14 protein-coding genes are annotated in these 16,206 nt (G+C 61.1%); 12 read left to right on the top strand and 2 right to left on the bottom strand.

The annotated features are described in order from the left end of the window. Positions 1-69: 69 nt before the first annotated feature. Positions 70-543: a hypothetical protein gene (locus CIK74_RS03540; protein WP_096254391.1), complete on the bottom strand. Its 474-nt coding sequence runs from the start codon at positions 541-543 to the stop codon at positions 70-72. 219 nt (positions 544-762) lie between these two features. Here CIK74_RS03540 and CIK74_RS03535 point away from each other — a divergent pair, with 219 nt between their 5' ends. The 11 genes from CIK74_RS03535 (at position 763) to CIK74_RS03485 (ending at position 13,604) form a co-directional block, all read left to right on the top strand. Further along, complete coding sequence (locus CIK74_RS03535) at positions 763-1,449, top strand: HD domain-containing protein (protein WP_096254390.1); 687 nt, start codon at positions 763-765, stop codon at positions 1,447-1,449. A gap of 22 nt (positions 1,450-1,471) precedes the next feature. Continuing rightward, on the top strand, positions 1,472-2,302 hold the full coding sequence (locus CIK74_RS03530; protein ID WP_096254389.1) for an IclR family transcriptional regulator: 831 nt from the start codon (positions 1,472-1,474) through the stop codon (positions 2,300-2,302). A gap of 132 nt (positions 2,303-2,434) precedes the next feature. Next, positions 2,435-3,715 carry a cytochrome P450 gene (locus CIK74_RS03525; RefSeq protein ID WP_096254388.1) on the top strand — a complete coding sequence of 427 codons (1,281 nt, stop codon included), beginning with the start codon at positions 2,435-2,437 and terminating at the stop codon, positions 3,713-3,715. A 23-nt stretch (positions 3,716-3,738) separates the two neighbouring features. Beyond that, positions 3,739-4,827, top strand: a complete 1,089-nt coding sequence (locus CIK74_RS03520) for a PEP/pyruvate-binding domain-containing protein (RefSeq protein ID WP_096254387.1) — start codon at positions 3,739-3,741, stop codon at positions 4,825-4,827. Positions 4,828-4,896: 69 nt separating this feature from the next. Next, on the top strand, positions 4,897-6,765 hold the full coding sequence (locus CIK74_RS03515) for a PEP-utilizing enzyme (protein WP_096254386.1): 1,869 nt from the start codon (positions 4,897-4,899) through the stop codon (positions 6,763-6,765). Between the two features lie 142 nt (positions 6,766-6,907). Further along, complete coding sequence (locus CIK74_RS03510; RefSeq protein ID WP_096254385.1) at positions 6,908-7,654, top strand: SDR family oxidoreductase; 747 nt, start codon at positions 6,908-6,910, stop codon at positions 7,652-7,654. A 37-nt stretch (positions 7,655-7,691) separates the two neighbouring features. After that, positions 7,692-8,012: a 2Fe-2S iron-sulfur cluster-binding protein gene (locus CIK74_RS03505; protein ID WP_096254384.1), complete on the top strand. Its 321-nt coding sequence runs from the start codon at positions 7,692-7,694 to the stop codon at positions 8,010-8,012. A gap of 2 nt (positions 8,013-8,014) precedes the next feature. Beyond that, on the top strand, positions 8,015-9,316 hold the full coding sequence (locus tag CIK74_RS03500; protein WP_096254383.1) for an FAD-dependent oxidoreductase: 1,302 nt from the start codon (positions 8,015-8,017) through the stop codon (positions 9,314-9,316). 8 nt (positions 9,317-9,324) lie between these two features. Continuing rightward, the gene (locus tag CIK74_RS03495; protein WP_096254382.1) at positions 9,325-9,993 is read left to right on the top strand and encodes an HD domain-containing protein; all 669 of its coding nucleotides are present in this window, start codon (positions 9,325-9,327) and stop codon (positions 9,991-9,993) included. After that, positions 9,990-11,483: an aldehyde dehydrogenase family protein gene (locus CIK74_RS03490; protein ID WP_096254381.1), complete on the top strand. Its 1,494-nt coding sequence runs from the start codon at positions 9,990-9,992 to the stop codon at positions 11,481-11,483. The genes CIK74_RS03495 and CIK74_RS03490 overlap by 4 nt, the downstream gene beginning before the upstream one ends. 237 nt (positions 11,484-11,720) lie before the next feature. Next, on the top strand, positions 11,721-13,604 hold the full coding sequence (locus CIK74_RS03485; protein WP_096254380.1) for an FAD-dependent monooxygenase: 1,884 nt from the start codon (positions 11,721-11,723) through the stop codon (positions 13,602-13,604). Between the two features lie 202 nt (positions 13,605-13,806). Here the strand turns inward: CIK74_RS03485 and CIK74_RS03480 are convergent, their stop codons facing one another. Then, complete coding sequence (locus tag CIK74_RS03480; RefSeq protein WP_096254379.1) at positions 13,807-14,526, bottom strand: SDR family oxidoreductase; 720 nt, start codon at positions 14,524-14,526, stop codon at positions 13,807-13,809. Positions 14,527-14,803: 277 nt separating this feature from the next. Here CIK74_RS03480 and CIK74_RS03475 point away from each other — a divergent pair, with 277 nt between their 5' ends. Further along, positions 14,804-15,721: an LLM class flavin-dependent oxidoreductase gene (locus CIK74_RS03475; RefSeq protein ID WP_096254378.1), complete on the top strand. Its 918-nt coding sequence runs from the start codon at positions 14,804-14,806 to the stop codon at positions 15,719-15,721. Positions 15,722-16,206 lie beyond the last annotated feature (485 nt).

Here is a 16,206-nt window from a genome sequence, read left to right as displayed (position 1 = left end):
CGGTGCTGGCTGTAGCCAGCCACCATATCCGGATACTTCCCTACAACGCTGCTGAATTCAATTCGAGGTCTATTCGGCGAAGGCGGGGGTCTTCACCCGGCATTCCACGCGTTCTCCCACGGCACCGGTTTTTGTGCTGATCTCTTTTTCGCCGTCGAGCAGTACCCGGCAGGTCGCGCTGGCTCCCTTGCGCGGGGTGGCTGCAACACCGGCGTCGTCTTCGGCGGTAACTATCGTCGTTTCCCGCCAGGTTGCGGTGTCTGCATTCTTCGCGTCATTAACCGTCGCCGCCGTTTCCACGGTGGTTTCCGCCGAGGCCTCACCGCGCCCCGGGGATTCGAGGTAAACGATCTGGTCCACGGCGTTGATCGTCTCGCCGGTGACCGTGACCTCGTAGGTCACGCTCCACGCGTCGGCGGTCTGCTTGTTGAAGGATTCCACGGCTCCGCACCCGGTGAGCGATATCCCCGCAATGACCGCCATCGCGCAAACCGCCGCACGCTTGCCCGGCCGCGCCGTCTTCACCCATCCACCCAAATTCATTCGTTCCTCCTGATCAATTACGGGTACCGGGCTCCGACCCCAATCTTCAGCCTACAAGTCCGCGCGTGCCCGACACCTCAACCGGCAGGTGGAAAATCCGTCGGCCCGGCTGCGACCAGCGAGGTAGCACCCGGCCATGGGCCGGGCCTCCTTTATACGGCATCCACTGGATGGAAGCACGCACTAGCCGTGCGGTGATTGCTCTGCAACTATTGCCCCATGACTAAGCTGCAGCCGGAAACAAATTTTTATGGCCACAATGTTTCAGCCTTTCTCGGACCAAGCCCGGCAACGCTCTTCGAGCAGCACCCGCTGCTAGCCAGTCTCTGGGAAGACGCTAAGGGGTATCTGCTGGTGCGCAGCAACGACGCGCACACCCTCTACGCGGTATCGCTGGCCAAGACGCTGCTCAGCCACCACCGGCACGCCGACCCGGATATTGTCTTGCCGGCCATACTGCTGCACGATATCGGCTGGTCATCCGTAGTGCCAGATTTGGTGCTCTCGGCCATCGCCCCGGGCGGCGGAAATAAAGAGCTGGTCTTACAGCATGAAAAAGAAGGCGCCCGACTGGCCGGAGAACTCCTGGCAAAACACGGGGTCGGCCCGGACGTCCTAGAGCGCATCAGCTTCATCATCGATGGCCACGATTCCCGCAAGGAATCCACCAGCTTAGAAGACAGCCTGGTCAAGGACGCGGACAAGCTCTGGCGGCTGACTCCCCACGGGATCGACACGGTGATGGACTGGTTCGGGCTGACCCGGCTGCAGGCGGTGGACCTGTGCGAATCACGGGTCATCAACCACCTGTTTACCGACACTGCGCGCATCATCGCCACCGGTTTGCTCGCGGTGGAACGCGCCAATCTCTTCGAGCAACGGCTAGCCTTGGACTCACCAAGCTAGTTCTGCACCCAAGGAGCAACTCATGGCCGGTGGCACCTCGCAGCCCGGACGCAGCGTCACCTCTAAAATCCTGGCCATCCTGGCGGCTTTTGAAACGACCCGGCGCGCCTTGAGCCTGACCGAAATCGCCGCGTCCGCGAACCTGCCGCTGTCCACCACGCACCGGCTGGTCGGCGAGCTCATCGAAGCCGGCATGCTCAGCCGCACCCCGAACGGCGGAATCCAACTGGGTCTGCGGCTGTGGTCCATCGCGCAGAACACCGGCAGGCAGCTGCGCGATACCGCCCGACCCTTTGTCCAGGATCTTTTTTCACTCACCGGCGAAACCAGTCAGCTGGCCATCCGGGACGGTAACTCGGCGTTGTACATCGACCGGGTGTATGGCAACAAACGCATCGCCCGGGCCTCACGGGTCGGCGGCCGGCTACCCCTGCATGCCACGGCGGTGGGCAAGGTGATCCTGGCTTTTTCTGAAGCCTGGGTGATGGACGCCTATTTGGAGCATCCGCTGGAATCGCTCACCGCGCACTCCCATACCTCCCCCATTCAGCTGCGCAAGGAACTGGAACAGGTCAGGGCGAACAACTTTGCGGTCACGCGGGAAGAAGTGCGGCTGGGCACCTGCTCCATCGCGGTTCCGGTGTATCACACCGGTCGTCTGGGGTGCTCCATAGGTTTAGTTGTCCCCTCTTCGCACGCATCCAATATGGAGCGCCACCTGCCGGTTCTCAACGGCATTGCTAAACGCCTGGAAGCTGCGACAGTGCATATTCCGCTGGAAACGCTGCTTGGTGTGATCACCGGCAAGGACAAAAACATTCCGGACCTAGACGAGGATGAGGACCGACCCTAGGCAGAAAGACAGCTTCCACTGAACGGAAGATGCATCTTCCGTTCGAGTGTGCCGTGGGTAACACTTGGGATCAGTAAACGTTACGTGGATCACAGATCTACGTATCCGCAATTTCCCGAGGAGCCACATCTCATGACCAGCACCCCAGCAGTCTCCGGTGGATGCCCAATGGGCTACGGCGCGCAGGCCCCGGCGGACCACCACGGCTACGAACCATTCACCATGGAAGATCCGTTTCCGGCGTATGCACGTATGCGCAGCGAGCAACCGGTGATGTTTGATGAGCGGACCGGCCTGTACGTGGTCACCCGTTATGACGACGTCAAGGAAGTCTTCGAAAAGTGGGAGACCTTCTCCTCGGAGAATGCCCAGGCACCGGTGCGCAAGCGCGGACCGCAGGCCACCCAAATCATGACCGAGGGCGGGTTCACCACCTACTCCGGACTCTCTGCCCGCAGGCCCCCAGAGCACACCCGCATCCGGGCCATTGCGCAGAAGGCCTTCACCCCACGCCGCTTTAAAGCGTTGGAACCATTGATCCGCGAAAACGTGAAGGCCTCCATCAAAGCGATGCTGGACCGCGGTGATGATCATGGCGACATCGTCGCGGATCTGGCCTACTCGCTGCCCACGGTCACCATCCTGACCCTGATCGGCGAGGATACCTCCTCGGTGGACACCTATAAACGCTGGAGCGACTCACGCGCCGCGATGACCTGGGGAGATTTGAGCGACGAGGAGCAAATCCCGCACGCGCACAACCTGGTTGAATACTGGAACCGCTGTCAGGAAATCGTAGCCCGCGCCCATGCCGAAGGCGGCGACGACCTGACCGCAGACCTGGTCAAGGCGCAGTCCGAGGGCGGCGAAATCAGCGACCACGAGATTGCCTCACTGCTCTACTCGCTGCTCTTCGCCGGCCACGAAACCACCACCACGCTCATTTCCAACTGCGTGCGTGTCCTGCTCGATCACCGCGAGGCTTGGGAAGCGCTGTGCGCCGAACCCAAGCAAATCCCCAAGGCCATTGATGAAGTGCTGCGCTACTCCGGGTCGATAGTCGGCTGGCGGCGCAAGGCACTGGAAGACACCGAGGTTGCAGGGGTGGCGATCCCCGAAGGTGGAGAGCTGCTGCTGCTGATGGGCTCGGCCAACCGCGATGAATCCCGCTTTGAAAACGGTGAGGACTTCGACATTTCCCGTTCCAACGCACGGGACCACCTGTCCTTCGGCTTCGGCATCCACTACTGCCTGGGCAATATGCTGGCCAAACTCCAGGCCAAGATCGCATTGGAAGAGCTCACCAGCGCACTGCCAGATCTTCAGCTGCTGGACGGTGAGCACATCAGCTTCCGCAAAAACCTCTCCTTCCGCGTCCCCGAGCAAATCAACGTCTCCCTGAACGCGCACTGAATTTACTTCGAAAGTAGAACATCATGAGCAACAACGACTTCATTGAATTCTTCGACGGCGGCTTAGCTCCCACCTTGGACTCCTTGGGCGGCAAGGGCGCTTCGCTGGTCACCATGACCGCCGCTGGCATGCCGGTGCCTCCCGGATTTGTTGTTAATACCGCGGCCTTCCGCGCCTTCATGGGCGCCGGACTGGACCAGGCCATCAACGAACACCTAGCCCAGCTTGACCCCGAAGACATCCAAGCGGTGGATCAGGCCAGTGCGGCGATCCGGGAACTGATTACCTCCCGCCCGGTCCCCGCCGAGTTGAGCGAGGTCACCCGCCAGGCCTACGCCGATTTGCAGTCCCGCTTTGAATCCGAGGCTCCGCTGGCGGTGCGTTCCTCGGCCACCGCCGAAGACTTGCCAGACGCCTCCTTCGCCGGGCAGCAGGACACCTATTTGTGGCTCAACGGCTATCCTGCGGTGGCCGAGCACATCCGGGCCTGCTGGGCTTCGCTGTACACCTCACGCGCCATCATCTACCGCATCAAGAACAACATCCCGGATGAGGGATTGTGCATGGCGGTCGTGGTGCAGAAGATGGTCAACGCCAGGGTCGCCGGAGTCGCCATGACCTTAGATCCCACCAACGGGGACCGCTCCAAGATCACCGTGGACGCGTCTTGGGGTGTGGGTGAAATGGTCGTCTCGGGCACCGTCACCCCGGATAACATCCAGTTGGACAAGGTCACCTTGGCGGTGATCACCGAGCATATCGGCGACAAGCACGCCGAACTCATCCCGGATCCGGCCACCAACTGTCTGGTGGAACGCGAAGTTGAACCGCAGCGCCGCAACGTCCTGTGCTTGACCAGCTCCGAACTTGAAGCGGTGGCTCAGATGGCCAAACGCGCGGAGAAGCATTACAAGAGCCCGCAGGATATCGAGTGGGCCCTGGACGCCGATCTTCCCGACGGCCAGAACCTGCTGCTGCTTCAGTCCCGCCCGGAAACAGTGCATTCGTCCACTACTGCCGCACCCAAGCTCGGCGCCGGCGGTTACGCCTCCTCGCTCGGTTATGGTTCGGTCTCTTCGATCACCGCCTCGCTGACGAAGATCACCGGTTAATTTTCTCGCTCTATCCACCATCTCGGCCAGTTGATGATCTCCCGGCCGCTGCCTGAAAGGGTGCAAGTCATGACAATGAAGTCCTTCCCTAAACCATCCGATTTGCCGGTCCCCGCCGGCGCCGAAGGATGGGAAGAGATCTACCCGTATTATCTGGTCTTCCAGGACGAGCTGAAGGAAGAGGAAGACGCCAAGTTCTGGTTCTGCGACTCCTCACACTGGCCAACGGTGTTTAAGCCATTTGAAACCATTGGCGGTGAATTTGCGGTGAAGTGCCTGGGCCAATACAACGCCCGCCACTTGCTGATCCCGAACGCCAACGGCATCGAGTTCCGCGTGCACCTGGGCTACCTGTACATGTCGCCAATCCCGGTGCCCGAAGATCAGATCGCCGCCCGCGTTCCAGAGTTTGAGGCCCGCGTTGGCCACTACTTCGGGGATTGGGAGAACAAGCTGGCCGCATGGCATGACAAGGTCAAGGGCACCATTGCCGACATGGAGCAGATCAGCTTTGACCCGCTGCCGGAGATCGTTCCCTTTGAGGACATCACCAACGGTGTGGGCAAGGACGGCTCGGAAATCCTGTTGGACAACTATGACCGGCTGATCTCGCTGACCTACCAGAACTGGCAGTACCACTTCGAATTTTTGAACCTGGGCTACATCGCGTATCTGGACTTCTTCAACTTCTGCAAGGAAGTTTTCCCCAACATCCCTGACCTGTCCATCGCCACCATGGTCCAGGGTGTGGACATGGAACTGTTCCGCCCCGATGATGAGCTCAAGTCACTCGCCCTGCTGGCGGTCGAGCTGGACCTTGTTCAGCATTTCTCCCGTACCGATGATCCGGCAGCCACCCTGGCCGCTATCGCGGCGGCTCCCGGCGGCGAGCGCTGGATCAAGCAGTGGGAAGAGGCCCATGAGCCATGGTTCAACTTCACCATCGGCAACGGCTTCTACGCTCATGACAAGTACTGGAATGAGCACCCGGAAATCCCGCTGGGTTTCATCGCCGACTACGTCAGCCGCGTGCAGGATGGTGCGCAGATCCTGCGCCCAACACAGAAGCTGATCGCGGAGAAGCAGCGCATCGTCGAGGAGTACACCGAGCTGCTCGATGACGAGGCAGCAGCCATCTTCGAGGCCAAGCGTTCGCTGGCGGCTACCGCCTACCCGTACGTGGAAAACCACAACTTCTACATTGAGCACTGGACCATGGGCGTCTTCTGGCGCAAGGTGCGCGAGCTGTCCACAATGCTCACCGAGGCAGGGGTCTTCCAAGATCCCGAAGACCTGCTCTACCTGGGCCGCAATGAGGTCCGCGACGTGCTCTTTGACCTGGTGACAAACTTCGGCGTAGGTGCCGGAACCCCGATCGCCGCGGTGGCCCTGCCCAAGAAGATCGCCAAGCGCCGTTTGATTGTTGATGCGTTGAAGACCGCCCGCCCGGCTCCTGCGCTGAACACCCCGCCGCAGACCATCACCGAACCGTTCACCCGCATGCTGTGGGGCATCACCACCGAACAGGTGCAGTCGTGGTTGGGCAACGACGAGGACGCCGAGGAGAACGTGCTCAAGGGCATGGCAGCCTCCCCGGGACTGGTGGAGGGTCCCGCCCGAGTGGTCATGCACGCCGATGACCTCTCCTTAGTGCAAGCAGGAGAAATTCTTGTCGCTCCGATCACCGCACCGTCCTGGGGCCCGATCTTCGGCAAGATCAAGGCCACGGTCACCGATATCGGCGGCATGATGAGCCACGCGGCGATCGTCTGCCGCGAGTACGACCTGCCGGCGGTCACCGGCACCGGCAGTGCCTCGGCCACCATCAAGACCGGAGATCTGCTGCGTGTTGACGGGACCAAGGGCACCGTGCAGATCCTGACCGATGCGGAACTAGTTGCCGGGCCGGGAGCACACTCCCACGCCCACCAGCACTAATCCCCCTGACGGTGAGGTCTTCTCGGAAAATCCCCCAAGCTCTTCCGAATAACCCTCACCATCCCCGGGTGCCGGCCAATCCCCCAAGTGGCCGGCACCCAACCCCCAAACTTTTGATCATCTTCTTCAGAAAGGCAAAGTCATGAACAGTTCACCGACGGCACTCATCACCGGCGCGGCCGGCGGCCTGGGCCGGGCCTTCGCCTTAGGATTTGCGGCCCGCGGCTACAAGGTCGCCGCCGCAGACATCGATCTGGCAGGCACCGAAGAAACCGCGACCCTGGTCCGTCAGGCCGGAGGCGAGGCCGCGGCCTTCCAGGTGGATGTCACCGACACCGCCTCGACCAACGCTCTGGCGGCCGCCGCGGCGCAGTTTGCCGGCGGAACCATCGGCGTGCTCATCAACAACGCCGCCATCTACGCCACTGTGACCCGGTCCAAATTCGAAGATATTAACCCCGACGAATGGGACCAGGTGATGAACGTGAACCTGAAGGGGCCGTGGATGGTCTCCCGTGCACTGTCCCCGCATCTAGGTGCGGGGTCCCGGATCATCAACCTGGCTAGCGCCACCGTGTATTCGGGCTCCGAGCAGTGGGCCCACTACGTGGCCTCCAAGGGCGGGGTGATCGCGCTGACCCGCGTGATGGCCAAAGAACTGGGCCGCCGCGAAATCTCGGTGAACACCATCGCCCCGGGCTTCACCCTCACCGAGGCGAGCCTGAGCCTGATGGATGACGCCGCCAGCTACGGGGTGGACCGCGGATCACTGAAACGCGCCAGCCAGCCCGAAGACATTGTGGGCGCCGCGCTCTTCCTGGCCGGCCCCGACTCATCATTCATCACCGGCCAAACGCTCGTCGTCGACGGCGGACGCCAATTCATCTGAGTCCGCTCAGCTGCTGAACCCGAACAGGAGAAACATCATGGCGAAAGTACACTTCACCGATTTTGAAGGTGCCACCCAGGTCATCGAGGCCACCACCGGGGACTCCGTTATGGAAACCGCCGTCCGCAACGGCGTGGAAGGCATCGTCGGCGAATGCGGCGGCTCACTGTCCTGCGCCACCTGCCACGTTTTCGTCGCAGCCCAGGACTTCGAGGCCCTGGAGCCCATGGAAGAGATGGAAGACGAAATGCTCTACGGCACCGCGGTGGACCGCGAAGAGAACTCCCGGCTGTCCTGCCAGATCAAACTGTGTGCAGAGCAGGAAATCCACGTCACTACCCCGGAAACCCAGGTGTAGCCATGAGCACCCAAACCCTCTCCCCCTCACTGGCCGGCGCCGACGCCCCGGCCCCGGGCACAGCCACCGGACTGTTGATTATCGGAGCCTCGCAGTCCGGGGTGCAGCTAGCCATCTCGCTGCGCGCCCTAGGTTACACCGAGCACATCACCTTGCTGGGCGAGGAAGTCCACCGCCCCTACCAGCGTCCGGCGTTGTCTAAAGAATTCTTGCAAGACAAGGTCGGTTCCGAATCGCTGATCTTCCGCTCCAACGACTACTGGATCCAACACAACATCACCCTGGTCAAGGGCGAACGTATCGAATCGATCACCCCGCGCCCCGACGGCAGCGGTGAAGCAGTGGGAAGCTCCGGCACCGCCTACCCCTACGCCAGGTTGGCGCTGACGGTGGGCGCCCGGCCGCGGCTCTTCGAAGCCCCGGGAGCGCAGTTGGACGGTGTGGTGTACCTGCGCAGCGCCGATGATGCGCTCAAGCTCAAGGCGCTGGCCCCGGAAGCCACCGACGTGGTGGTCATCGGTGGCGGCTTTATTGGCTTGGAGGCAGCCAGCTCGTTGCAGGCCATGAGCAAAAAGGTCACCGTCCTCGAATACGGGACGCGTCTGGTGGGCCGTGCCGTCGGTGAAGACACCAGCGAATACTTCCGCAAGCAACACACCGACCGTGGCTTAGATATCCGCATCGCCGCACGCGTCGAAAAGATCGTTGATGATGGCCACGGCGCTGTGCAAGCGGTCCGGCTGGAGAGCGGCGAAGAAATTGCCGCGCAGATCGTACTGATTGGTATCGGCGTTATTCCCAATACCCAGCTGGGCGAAAAACTCGGGCTGAAAATCGATAATGGCATTGTGGTGGACGAACACGCCGTCGCCTCGGACGGACACACCATCGTGGTGGGCGACGTAGCCAATATGCCCAACCCGGTGCCCGGCTCGCCTTCCGGCGAGCGCATCCGTCTGGAATCGGTGAACAACGCGGTGGAGCATGCCAAGGTGGCAGCCTATTCGCTGATGGGCCAGCGCGAAGCCTATGCGGGCATCCCCTGGTTCTGGTCCAACCAGGGGAATATGAAACTGCAGATCGCCGGGCTATCCATGGGATTTGACGCTACGGTGCGCCGCGAAGTTCCCGATAAAGGCAAGTTCACCGTGCTCTACTACCGTGCCGGACATATCATCGCCGCGGACTGCGTCAACGCTCCGCTGGATTTCATGGCGGTCAAACAGGCTCTCGCCGCGGGAAAGAACATCAACCCGGACCCCGCCAGCAACCCCGCCACCCAACTCAAGACCTTGATTGCCTAAGGATCAAAATGACAACCCTGAATGAGACCAGGCCACTGCCGGCCACCGGTGAAGTGAATACTGGGCCCATTGCCCTGGATATCCATGAAGATGGAGAACTTGATCGGCTCTGGGCCGCGGTGGTTCCCGAGACCCGTGCACGCGGCAACGACATCCACCTGCCCATCTCCTTGTCCTTCGCCCGCCGATTGTGTGATGCCTACCCGGAGGCCGACCGCACCCTGGTGCTGGTGGCAACCTTGCTGCACGACACCGGCTGGGCCCACGTGGACAAGGACAAGATCATCTCCGACGGCTTCCGCGGCGACTGGCGCAAGGCAGACATCCGTTACGAGCACGAACGCGAAGGCTGCGCTGTAGCCCGCCGGGTACTGCCCTCACTGGGCTTTGCCGAAGAATTCATCGAGGCGGTCTGCTTGATTATCGACGGGCATGACACCCGGCAGGTGGCTTACTCCTTGGAGGACGCGCTGATGCGCGACGCGGACCGGCTGTGGCGTTTTGACCACGCCGGCATTGCCCTGGCCTCGGGCTGGTTTGACCAGGATCCGGCGCGCTACACCGACCGGCTGGAAACCGAGATCATTCCGGAACTGATCACCCAGGCCGCGGTAGATATGGCGACCGCAGACCTGGCCCGCTCCCGCAAGCTGCTGCGCACGGAGGTCCTGAGATGAGCACCACCACCATGACCCGAGATTCTTTAACGATCCCCTACCGCCACGTGGACACCCACTTCATCAATGGTGATTGGGTCGCCTCGACGGGGTCCAACCGCATCGAAGTCACCGACCCTGCCACCGCCAAGGTATGGGGTTCGGTGCCCGAAGGTACCGAAGATGACGTGGACGCGGCGGTCGGCGCGGCACACCGGGCCCTGCACAGTTCAGCGTGGAAGGCCTTCACCCCCGCGGATCGCGCGGCCCTGCTGCTGCGCATCGCCGATGAGGTCGAGGCCCGGGCCACCGAACTGTCGCTGACCAACACCTTGGAAAATGGTTCCCCCGTCTCCGAGACCTCGGGTGCGGCGGCTAACGCCGCAAGCATCTTCCGCTACTTTGCATCACTGGCACCGTTGCTGGAAAACGAGGATCTACGCCCCTTCCCCAATGGTGCCGGGCAGTCGCTGGTGCGCCGCGATCCGGTAGGTGTGTGCGCGCTCATTGCCCCGTGGAACTTCCCCATCAACCTGATGGTCATCAAACTCGCCCCGGCACTACTAGCCGGGTGCACCGTGGTGATGAAGCCAGCTTCCCCTACCCCGCTGTCTTTCCGCATCATCATGGATGCGCTGGCGGCCGCCGGAGTCCCGGCGGGCGTAGCCAACCTTGTCACCGGCCCGGGCCGGCTAGGAGATACGCTGGTGCGCCACCGGCTGGTGTCCAAGGTGGCGTTCACCGGCTCCACCCCGGTGGGACGCAAGATCGCCGGAGCCTGCGGCGAACTGCTGCGTCCGGTCACCCTGGAACTGGGCGGCAAATCCAGCGCGTTAGTCCTGCCGGACGCTGATCTGGATGTGCTGGGCTCGCGGCTGATCCGCTCCTGCATGCGCAATACCGGCCAGACCTGTTACATTTCCACGCGCATCTTGGCCCCGGCTGGGCGCTATGACCAGGTGGTGGACGTGATTTCGTCCACCATTAGCGCCGCATCGCAGGGGGACCCGTTGGACCCCGCCACGGTGTTTGGTCCCTCGGCCAACCGCAGCCAGTACAACAGCGTGCTCGAGCATGTGCAATCCGGACATGCCCAAGGCGCCCGTGCGGTCACCGGAGGCGCGAAAGCGCAGCTGCAAGGTGAGCTGGCGGACGGGTTTTTCATTCAGCCCACGGTCTTCGCCGATGTTGAACCCGAGATGAGAATCTCGCGTGAAGAAATCTTCGGACCGGTAATTACCGTGCTCAAATACGAGTCGGAACCCCAAGGAATCGCGCTGGCGAACAATACCGAGTTCGGCCTGGGCGGGCTGGTCTTCGGCGCGGATGAGGAACACGCGCTACGGGTTGCCGAGCAGCTGGACACCGGAAGCGTGGGGCTGAACTTCTTCGCCTCAAATCATGCAGCCCCCTTTGGCGGCCGCCACGATTCGGGCCTGGGCACCGAATACGGTCCGGAAGGCTTAGCCGCGTATCTGAGCTACAAGTCAATCCACCGGCAGGTGCGCTAGCCAGAACCCCTAGCGGCAGTAGGCAGCAGTCCCCGTAAAACGGGGTCTGCTGCCTACTGCCGCGCCTTTTTAACTGCAAAAATCTGCAAATAATGACTTGTCAGAGCCCTTCCGCTGGATGGAAGTCTGGGCTGGTGAAACACCTGCCAACCGAGCAGGATTACTAGCAGTTCACAACGTGTTCCACGTCACCATCCGGAGGCGAAGGACCACTTCCCCAGCTAAGGAGCCCACAAGATGCAGTACCACCACGACGGTTACATTGGCCGCGATCCACGCATCAGAACCGCGCAGGGCACAGGCATTGATCGCACCGCCGAACTGCCTGAGACCATGGATGTGCTCATTGTGGGCGCGGGGCCTGCCGGCATCGTTCAGGCCGCCCAGCTGACCGAATATCCAGATGTTCACACCCGCATCATCGAGCGCCGACCCGACCGCCTGGTGGCGGGCCGCGCCGATGGGCTCTTTCCACGCAGCTGCGAAACTTTCCAGGCCTTCGAGTTTTATGAAGAGATCGCCCACGAAGCGGCGCATATGCGTGAAATGAGCTTCTGGGGTCCCAAGCCGGATGATCCAACACAAATCGCACGCGGGGCTCGAGCCGATGATCCACCGGCCTATGTCAGTGAATTCCCCATCCTGACCGTCAATCAGGCCCGGGTCATCGACTACTTCGCGCGACGCGCGGAAAATGGTCCGGCGCGAATCAACATCAACTACGGTTTTGAGTTTCTGGACCTGACCGTGCATGAGGAAGGCGAATATCCCGTTGAGGTGAAGCTGCTGGATGAGCACGGTGAGCAGCGCACGGTTCGCGCGAAGTACGTGGTGGGCTGCGACGGCGCGCGCAGCAAGGTGCGCGACTGCATCGACGTGGAGGTTCTCACCGATCCGGCGGACCAGGCATGGGCCGTCATGGACATCCTAGCCAATACCGACTTCCCGGACTTCCGCACCCGCAGCGGCATCGCATCCGACAAGGACGGCTCGATCCTGCTCATCCCACGCGAAGGTGGCTTCCTGACCCGCTTCTACGTCTCGCTGGATGCCCCTACCCCGGAAAACCGCGAACGGGTCCGGGCCACTACCGCCGAACAAGCCATCGAACGAGCCAACCGCATCCTGTCCCCCTACACCGTGGACGTCAAGGAGGTGACCTGGTTCAGCATCTACGAGGTCCGCCACTCGGTGGCACAAAGCTTCGACGATGTGGCCGCCCAAAAGAACCCTGCTTTGAATCCACATGTCTTCATTGCCGGAGATGCCTGCCATACACATAGCGCCAAGGCAGGCCAGGGCATGAACGTCTCCATCCAGGACGGATGGAACCTGGCGTGGAAGCTCGGCCAGGTCCTGGAGGGACGCAGTGATGAGTCCCTGCTGCAGACCTACAATGACGAACGGCAGGATGTGGCGCAGAAACTCATCGACTACGACAAGGAATGGTCGGCCATGATGTCCCGGAGTCCCGAGGAAATGGCGGGCCCGCATGAGATTGTTGACTTCTTCACCAGTACTGCCAACTTCCCCGGCGGCTTCGACACGAAGTACCCGTCCTCCACGCTGATCGGCGACGGTGCAGCGCAAGAGCTTGCCCAGAACTTCCCACTGGGCATGCGCTTCAAATCAGCCGAAGTTTCCCGGGTCTGCGATACAACGACGGTGCAGCTCGGCCACCATTTCCGCGCCGATGGCCGTTGGCGGCTGTACGCTTTCGCGGACGAATCGGGCCAAGCCGTAGCCGAGCTGGCCGACTGGCTGGAGAATTCCGCTGACTCCCCGGTCGAGCAGTTCACTCCCGCGGGTACGGACATCGATAGCGTCTTCGACGCCAAGGTCATCTATCAGCAGGGCTACCACGACGTGGATCTGGGCGCAGTTCCACGCTTATTCATGCCGAAGGTAGGGCACCGCCAGGTGATCGATTGGGAGAAGGTCTACGCCGCAATTCCCCACAACGACATCTTCGAAGAACGCAAGATTGACCGCGCGGGCGCGCTGGTGATTGTGCGACCGGACATGTATGTGGCCCACGTTCTGCCGTTGAGCGCACGAGCAGAAATCACCGAGTTCTTTGCGCAGAACATGGTGCGCACCAAGGTAGCGAATTTCTCCTGACCTTCGCTTCGCATGAGCGCAGGGTATCGATTTCCCAGGCAATTATTGCCTGACGTCCGATACCCTGCGCTCAGCTATCTTCAGGGAACCTGAGCGATCTGAGATTCTCACGGCGCCCCATTCTTGTAACAACACCAAGCCAGAGAGCCGGGGACCAGTTCAGCTAAACAGGTCTTTTCATATGGCAGATCTTGCCAAGGACCTAGACGGCGGTATAGCCACCATCCACCGGAATAACGGCGCCGGTAATGAATTTTGCCTTGTCGCTGGCCAAGAAGGTGATTAAGTCAGCTACTTCCTGCGCCTCGCCCACGCGTCCCGCCGGGTGCAACTTGGCGTACTGCTCCAGAGTTGGCTCATCAATTAATGGGGTGCGGATAACACCAGGGGCCACCGCATTCACGCGGACGCCCTCCTTGGCATACATGGTGCCGGCGGCACGGGTCATATTCACCACGCCTCCCTTGGATGCCGAGTAAGCAATGTTGTTGGACACTGCGACCATGCCGAACATCGAGGCGAGGTTGATGACAGCGCCACCGTCACCCTGCTTCAGCAGCTGGGCAATGACGTACTTATTGGTGTAGAAAACACCGGAGTAGTCGATGCCGTTGGTGCGCTCCCAGTTGTCAATGGTCGAGGTGACCACGTCGCCTTCGCCGCCCACGCCGGCCGAGGCCACTGCAATGTCCACACGCCCGAATTCCTCGACGGTCTTGGCCACTGCGGCTTCGACGTTCTCGGCATTGGACACGTCGCCCTGGTAGAACTTGGCGCCGATCTCGTCTGCGACTTCCTGGGATTTTGGATTGAAGTCAAAGATCATCACTTTGGCCCCTTCAGCGATGAAAGTCTTGGCTGTTGCCAATCCCAGTCCCGAGCCGCCACCGGTGATGAATGCGACCTTGTTGTTGAGTTCCATGATGCGCTCCAATCCTTCAATGAAGTGTGACCACTTCCGTGGTCCTATACTTCTATACAACCTCATTTTAGTTGAAGCGTCAATCAAATGTGACGCGGGGATCAAATCCAGCAGCAATGCTGATTGGATACACCCTGCCCCGACCGTCAACCGCGGACCAGCATCCAGCACCTGACTGCCCAGCGGGGTAAACTCAGCCACGGACCCATCACCGTCGAGAGAACTTCATCATGCCGTTATGGCTTACCGCTAAGAATCAATTAGCAGATCGGTCGGCATGAAACTTTCAATCCTTGACCAGGTACCACTGACCGAACACGCCCCCACACGGGCCCAGGCGTTAGCCAGCGGCCTAAGGCTGGCACAGGACGCAGAGGCACTTGGCTACCACCGCATCTGGTTTGCCGAGCACCATAATTCGCAGTCCTTCGCTAGCGCCGCCCCGGAAATGATGACGGCCCTGGCACTGGAGCGCACAGAGAAGATCAGAATCGGCACCGGCGCGATTCTCTTGCCTTATTATTCGGCGCAAAAGGTCACCGAAGCGATGGGCTTGCTCTCGGCTGTACATCCGGACCGCGTTGATACCGGAGTGGGACGCGCCTCGCTCAGCGACCCGAACTATGCGGCAAAGATCGCCTCGCTGGTTCACGAGCTTGACGACGCCCACGCTCCTTCGAACAGTGAGCCGGCCGGACGCGTCTGGGTGCTGGGTGCCGGAGGTTCCACCGCGCCACTGCCGGGAACTCTTGGTGCCGGCTACGTGCACAGCCACTTCCTGCGCCCCACCGGTGGCGAGGCGGCAACCAGCGCTTATCGCGAGGCAGCGCTAAGTTCCGGGCATACCCCGCACACGGTCTTGGCGGTCCGCTTCGTCACCGCAGAAACGGATGAACAGGCTCACGCGCTGGCCGAGGCCCTGCTGCTCTGGCGAGTGCGTAAGGACTTTGGCCACGACGGCCCCATTCCTTCGACAGTCAGCGCAGCACGTTATCAGTGGAGCACCCAGGAACGTGCCCGGGCTGCGGAACGCAGCCAGGCACTGATTGTTGGAACCCCAGCCAAGGTGCGGGCCGAGCTTTTGGCGTTGGCGCATTCCCATCAGGCCGATGAACTGATGCTCAACACTCTGGTCAATGATCCCGAAGACCGATTGAACGCTTACCGCCTCCTGGCAGAGGCTCTTATCGACTGATTGTGCAGATCCTCGTTGGCTTGGACAACTCAACATCGACAAGTAGCGCAGAATTGAACACCGGAATCCGGTGAATCGCAGTGCCCGACGGCCCGTCGGGCTGATATCGAGGACAACGCGCACCGTTTCCGGAGCTCATGAACCTATCAAAAGCAATGATCTTGATATGGAACTACCACTCATACTTTGCCTGCTTGCACCTCTCGAGAATTGCCAATGCTGGACTGCAAAAGGTTCAGCTGACGCATCTTTTAGCTGGAATGCATCGATCCACCGGAGGTGCCGTTCGCAGATCTCGATCCTCGTTCCGGACGGCCGGGCCAATGCCTTCACGAATTGATAAACCGCCCGATCACCCGGTCGTCCGCAGTCTAGCTACCCCACTGTCCGCATAGCACCGCTTCTTCGGCGAGCTAAATGACATCCGCGTTCTCCGCGGCGTTGCACGGAAGCACCCTGCTGGCGAGCACGCCGGGTTTGATTGG

Source organism: Glutamicibacter sp. BW77, assembly GCF_002332285.1.
GTDB classification, from domain to species: Bacteria; Actinomycetota; Actinomycetes; order Actinomycetales; family Micrococcaceae; genus Glutamicibacter; species Glutamicibacter bergerei.
This window is presented reverse-complemented; position numbering and strand designations above follow the sequence as displayed.

Coding starts and splice junctions, on each gene's coding strand:
- CIK74_RS03495 (WP_096254382.1), top strand. CDS start 9,325: ATGACAACCCTGAATGAGACCAGGCCACTGCCGGCCACCGGTGAAGTG.
- CIK74_RS03480 (WP_096254379.1), bottom strand. CDS start 14,526: ATGGAACTCAACAACAAGGTCGCATTCATCACCGGTGGCGGCTCGGGA.
- CIK74_RS03500 (WP_096254383.1), top strand. CDS start 8,015: ATGAGCACCCAAACCCTCTCCCCCTCACTGGCCGGCGCCGACGCCCCG.
- CIK74_RS03475 (WP_096254378.1), top strand. CDS start 14,804: ATGAAACTTTCAATCCTTGACCAGGTACCACTGACCGAACACGCCCCC.
- CIK74_RS03540 (WP_096254391.1), bottom strand. CDS start 543: ATGAATTTGGGTGGATGGGTGAAGACGGCGCGGCCGGGCAAGCGTGCG.
- CIK74_RS03515 (WP_096254386.1), top strand. CDS start 4,897: ATGACAATGAAGTCCTTCCCTAAACCATCCGATTTGCCGGTCCCCGCC.
- CIK74_RS03485 (WP_096254380.1), top strand. CDS start 11,721: ATGCAGTACCACCACGACGGTTACATTGGCCGCGATCCACGCATCAGA.
- CIK74_RS03505 (WP_096254384.1), top strand. CDS start 7,692: ATGGCGAAAGTACACTTCACCGATTTTGAAGGTGCCACCCAGGTCATC.
- CIK74_RS03490 (WP_096254381.1), top strand. CDS start 9,990: ATGAGCACCACCACCATGACCCGAGATTCTTTAACGATCCCCTACCGC.
- CIK74_RS03510 (WP_096254385.1), top strand. CDS start 6,908: ATGAACAGTTCACCGACGGCACTCATCACCGGCGCGGCCGGCGGCCTG.
- CIK74_RS03535 (WP_096254390.1), top strand. CDS start 763: ATGACTAAGCTGCAGCCGGAAACAAATTTTTATGGCCACAATGTTTCA.
- CIK74_RS03520 (WP_096254387.1), top strand. CDS start 3,739: ATGAGCAACAACGACTTCATTGAATTCTTCGACGGCGGCTTAGCTCCC.
- CIK74_RS03525 (WP_096254388.1), top strand. CDS start 2,435: ATGACCAGCACCCCAGCAGTCTCCGGTGGATGCCCAATGGGCTACGGC.
- CIK74_RS03530 (WP_096254389.1), top strand. CDS start 1,472: ATGGCCGGTGGCACCTCGCAGCCCGGACGCAGCGTCACCTCTAAAATC.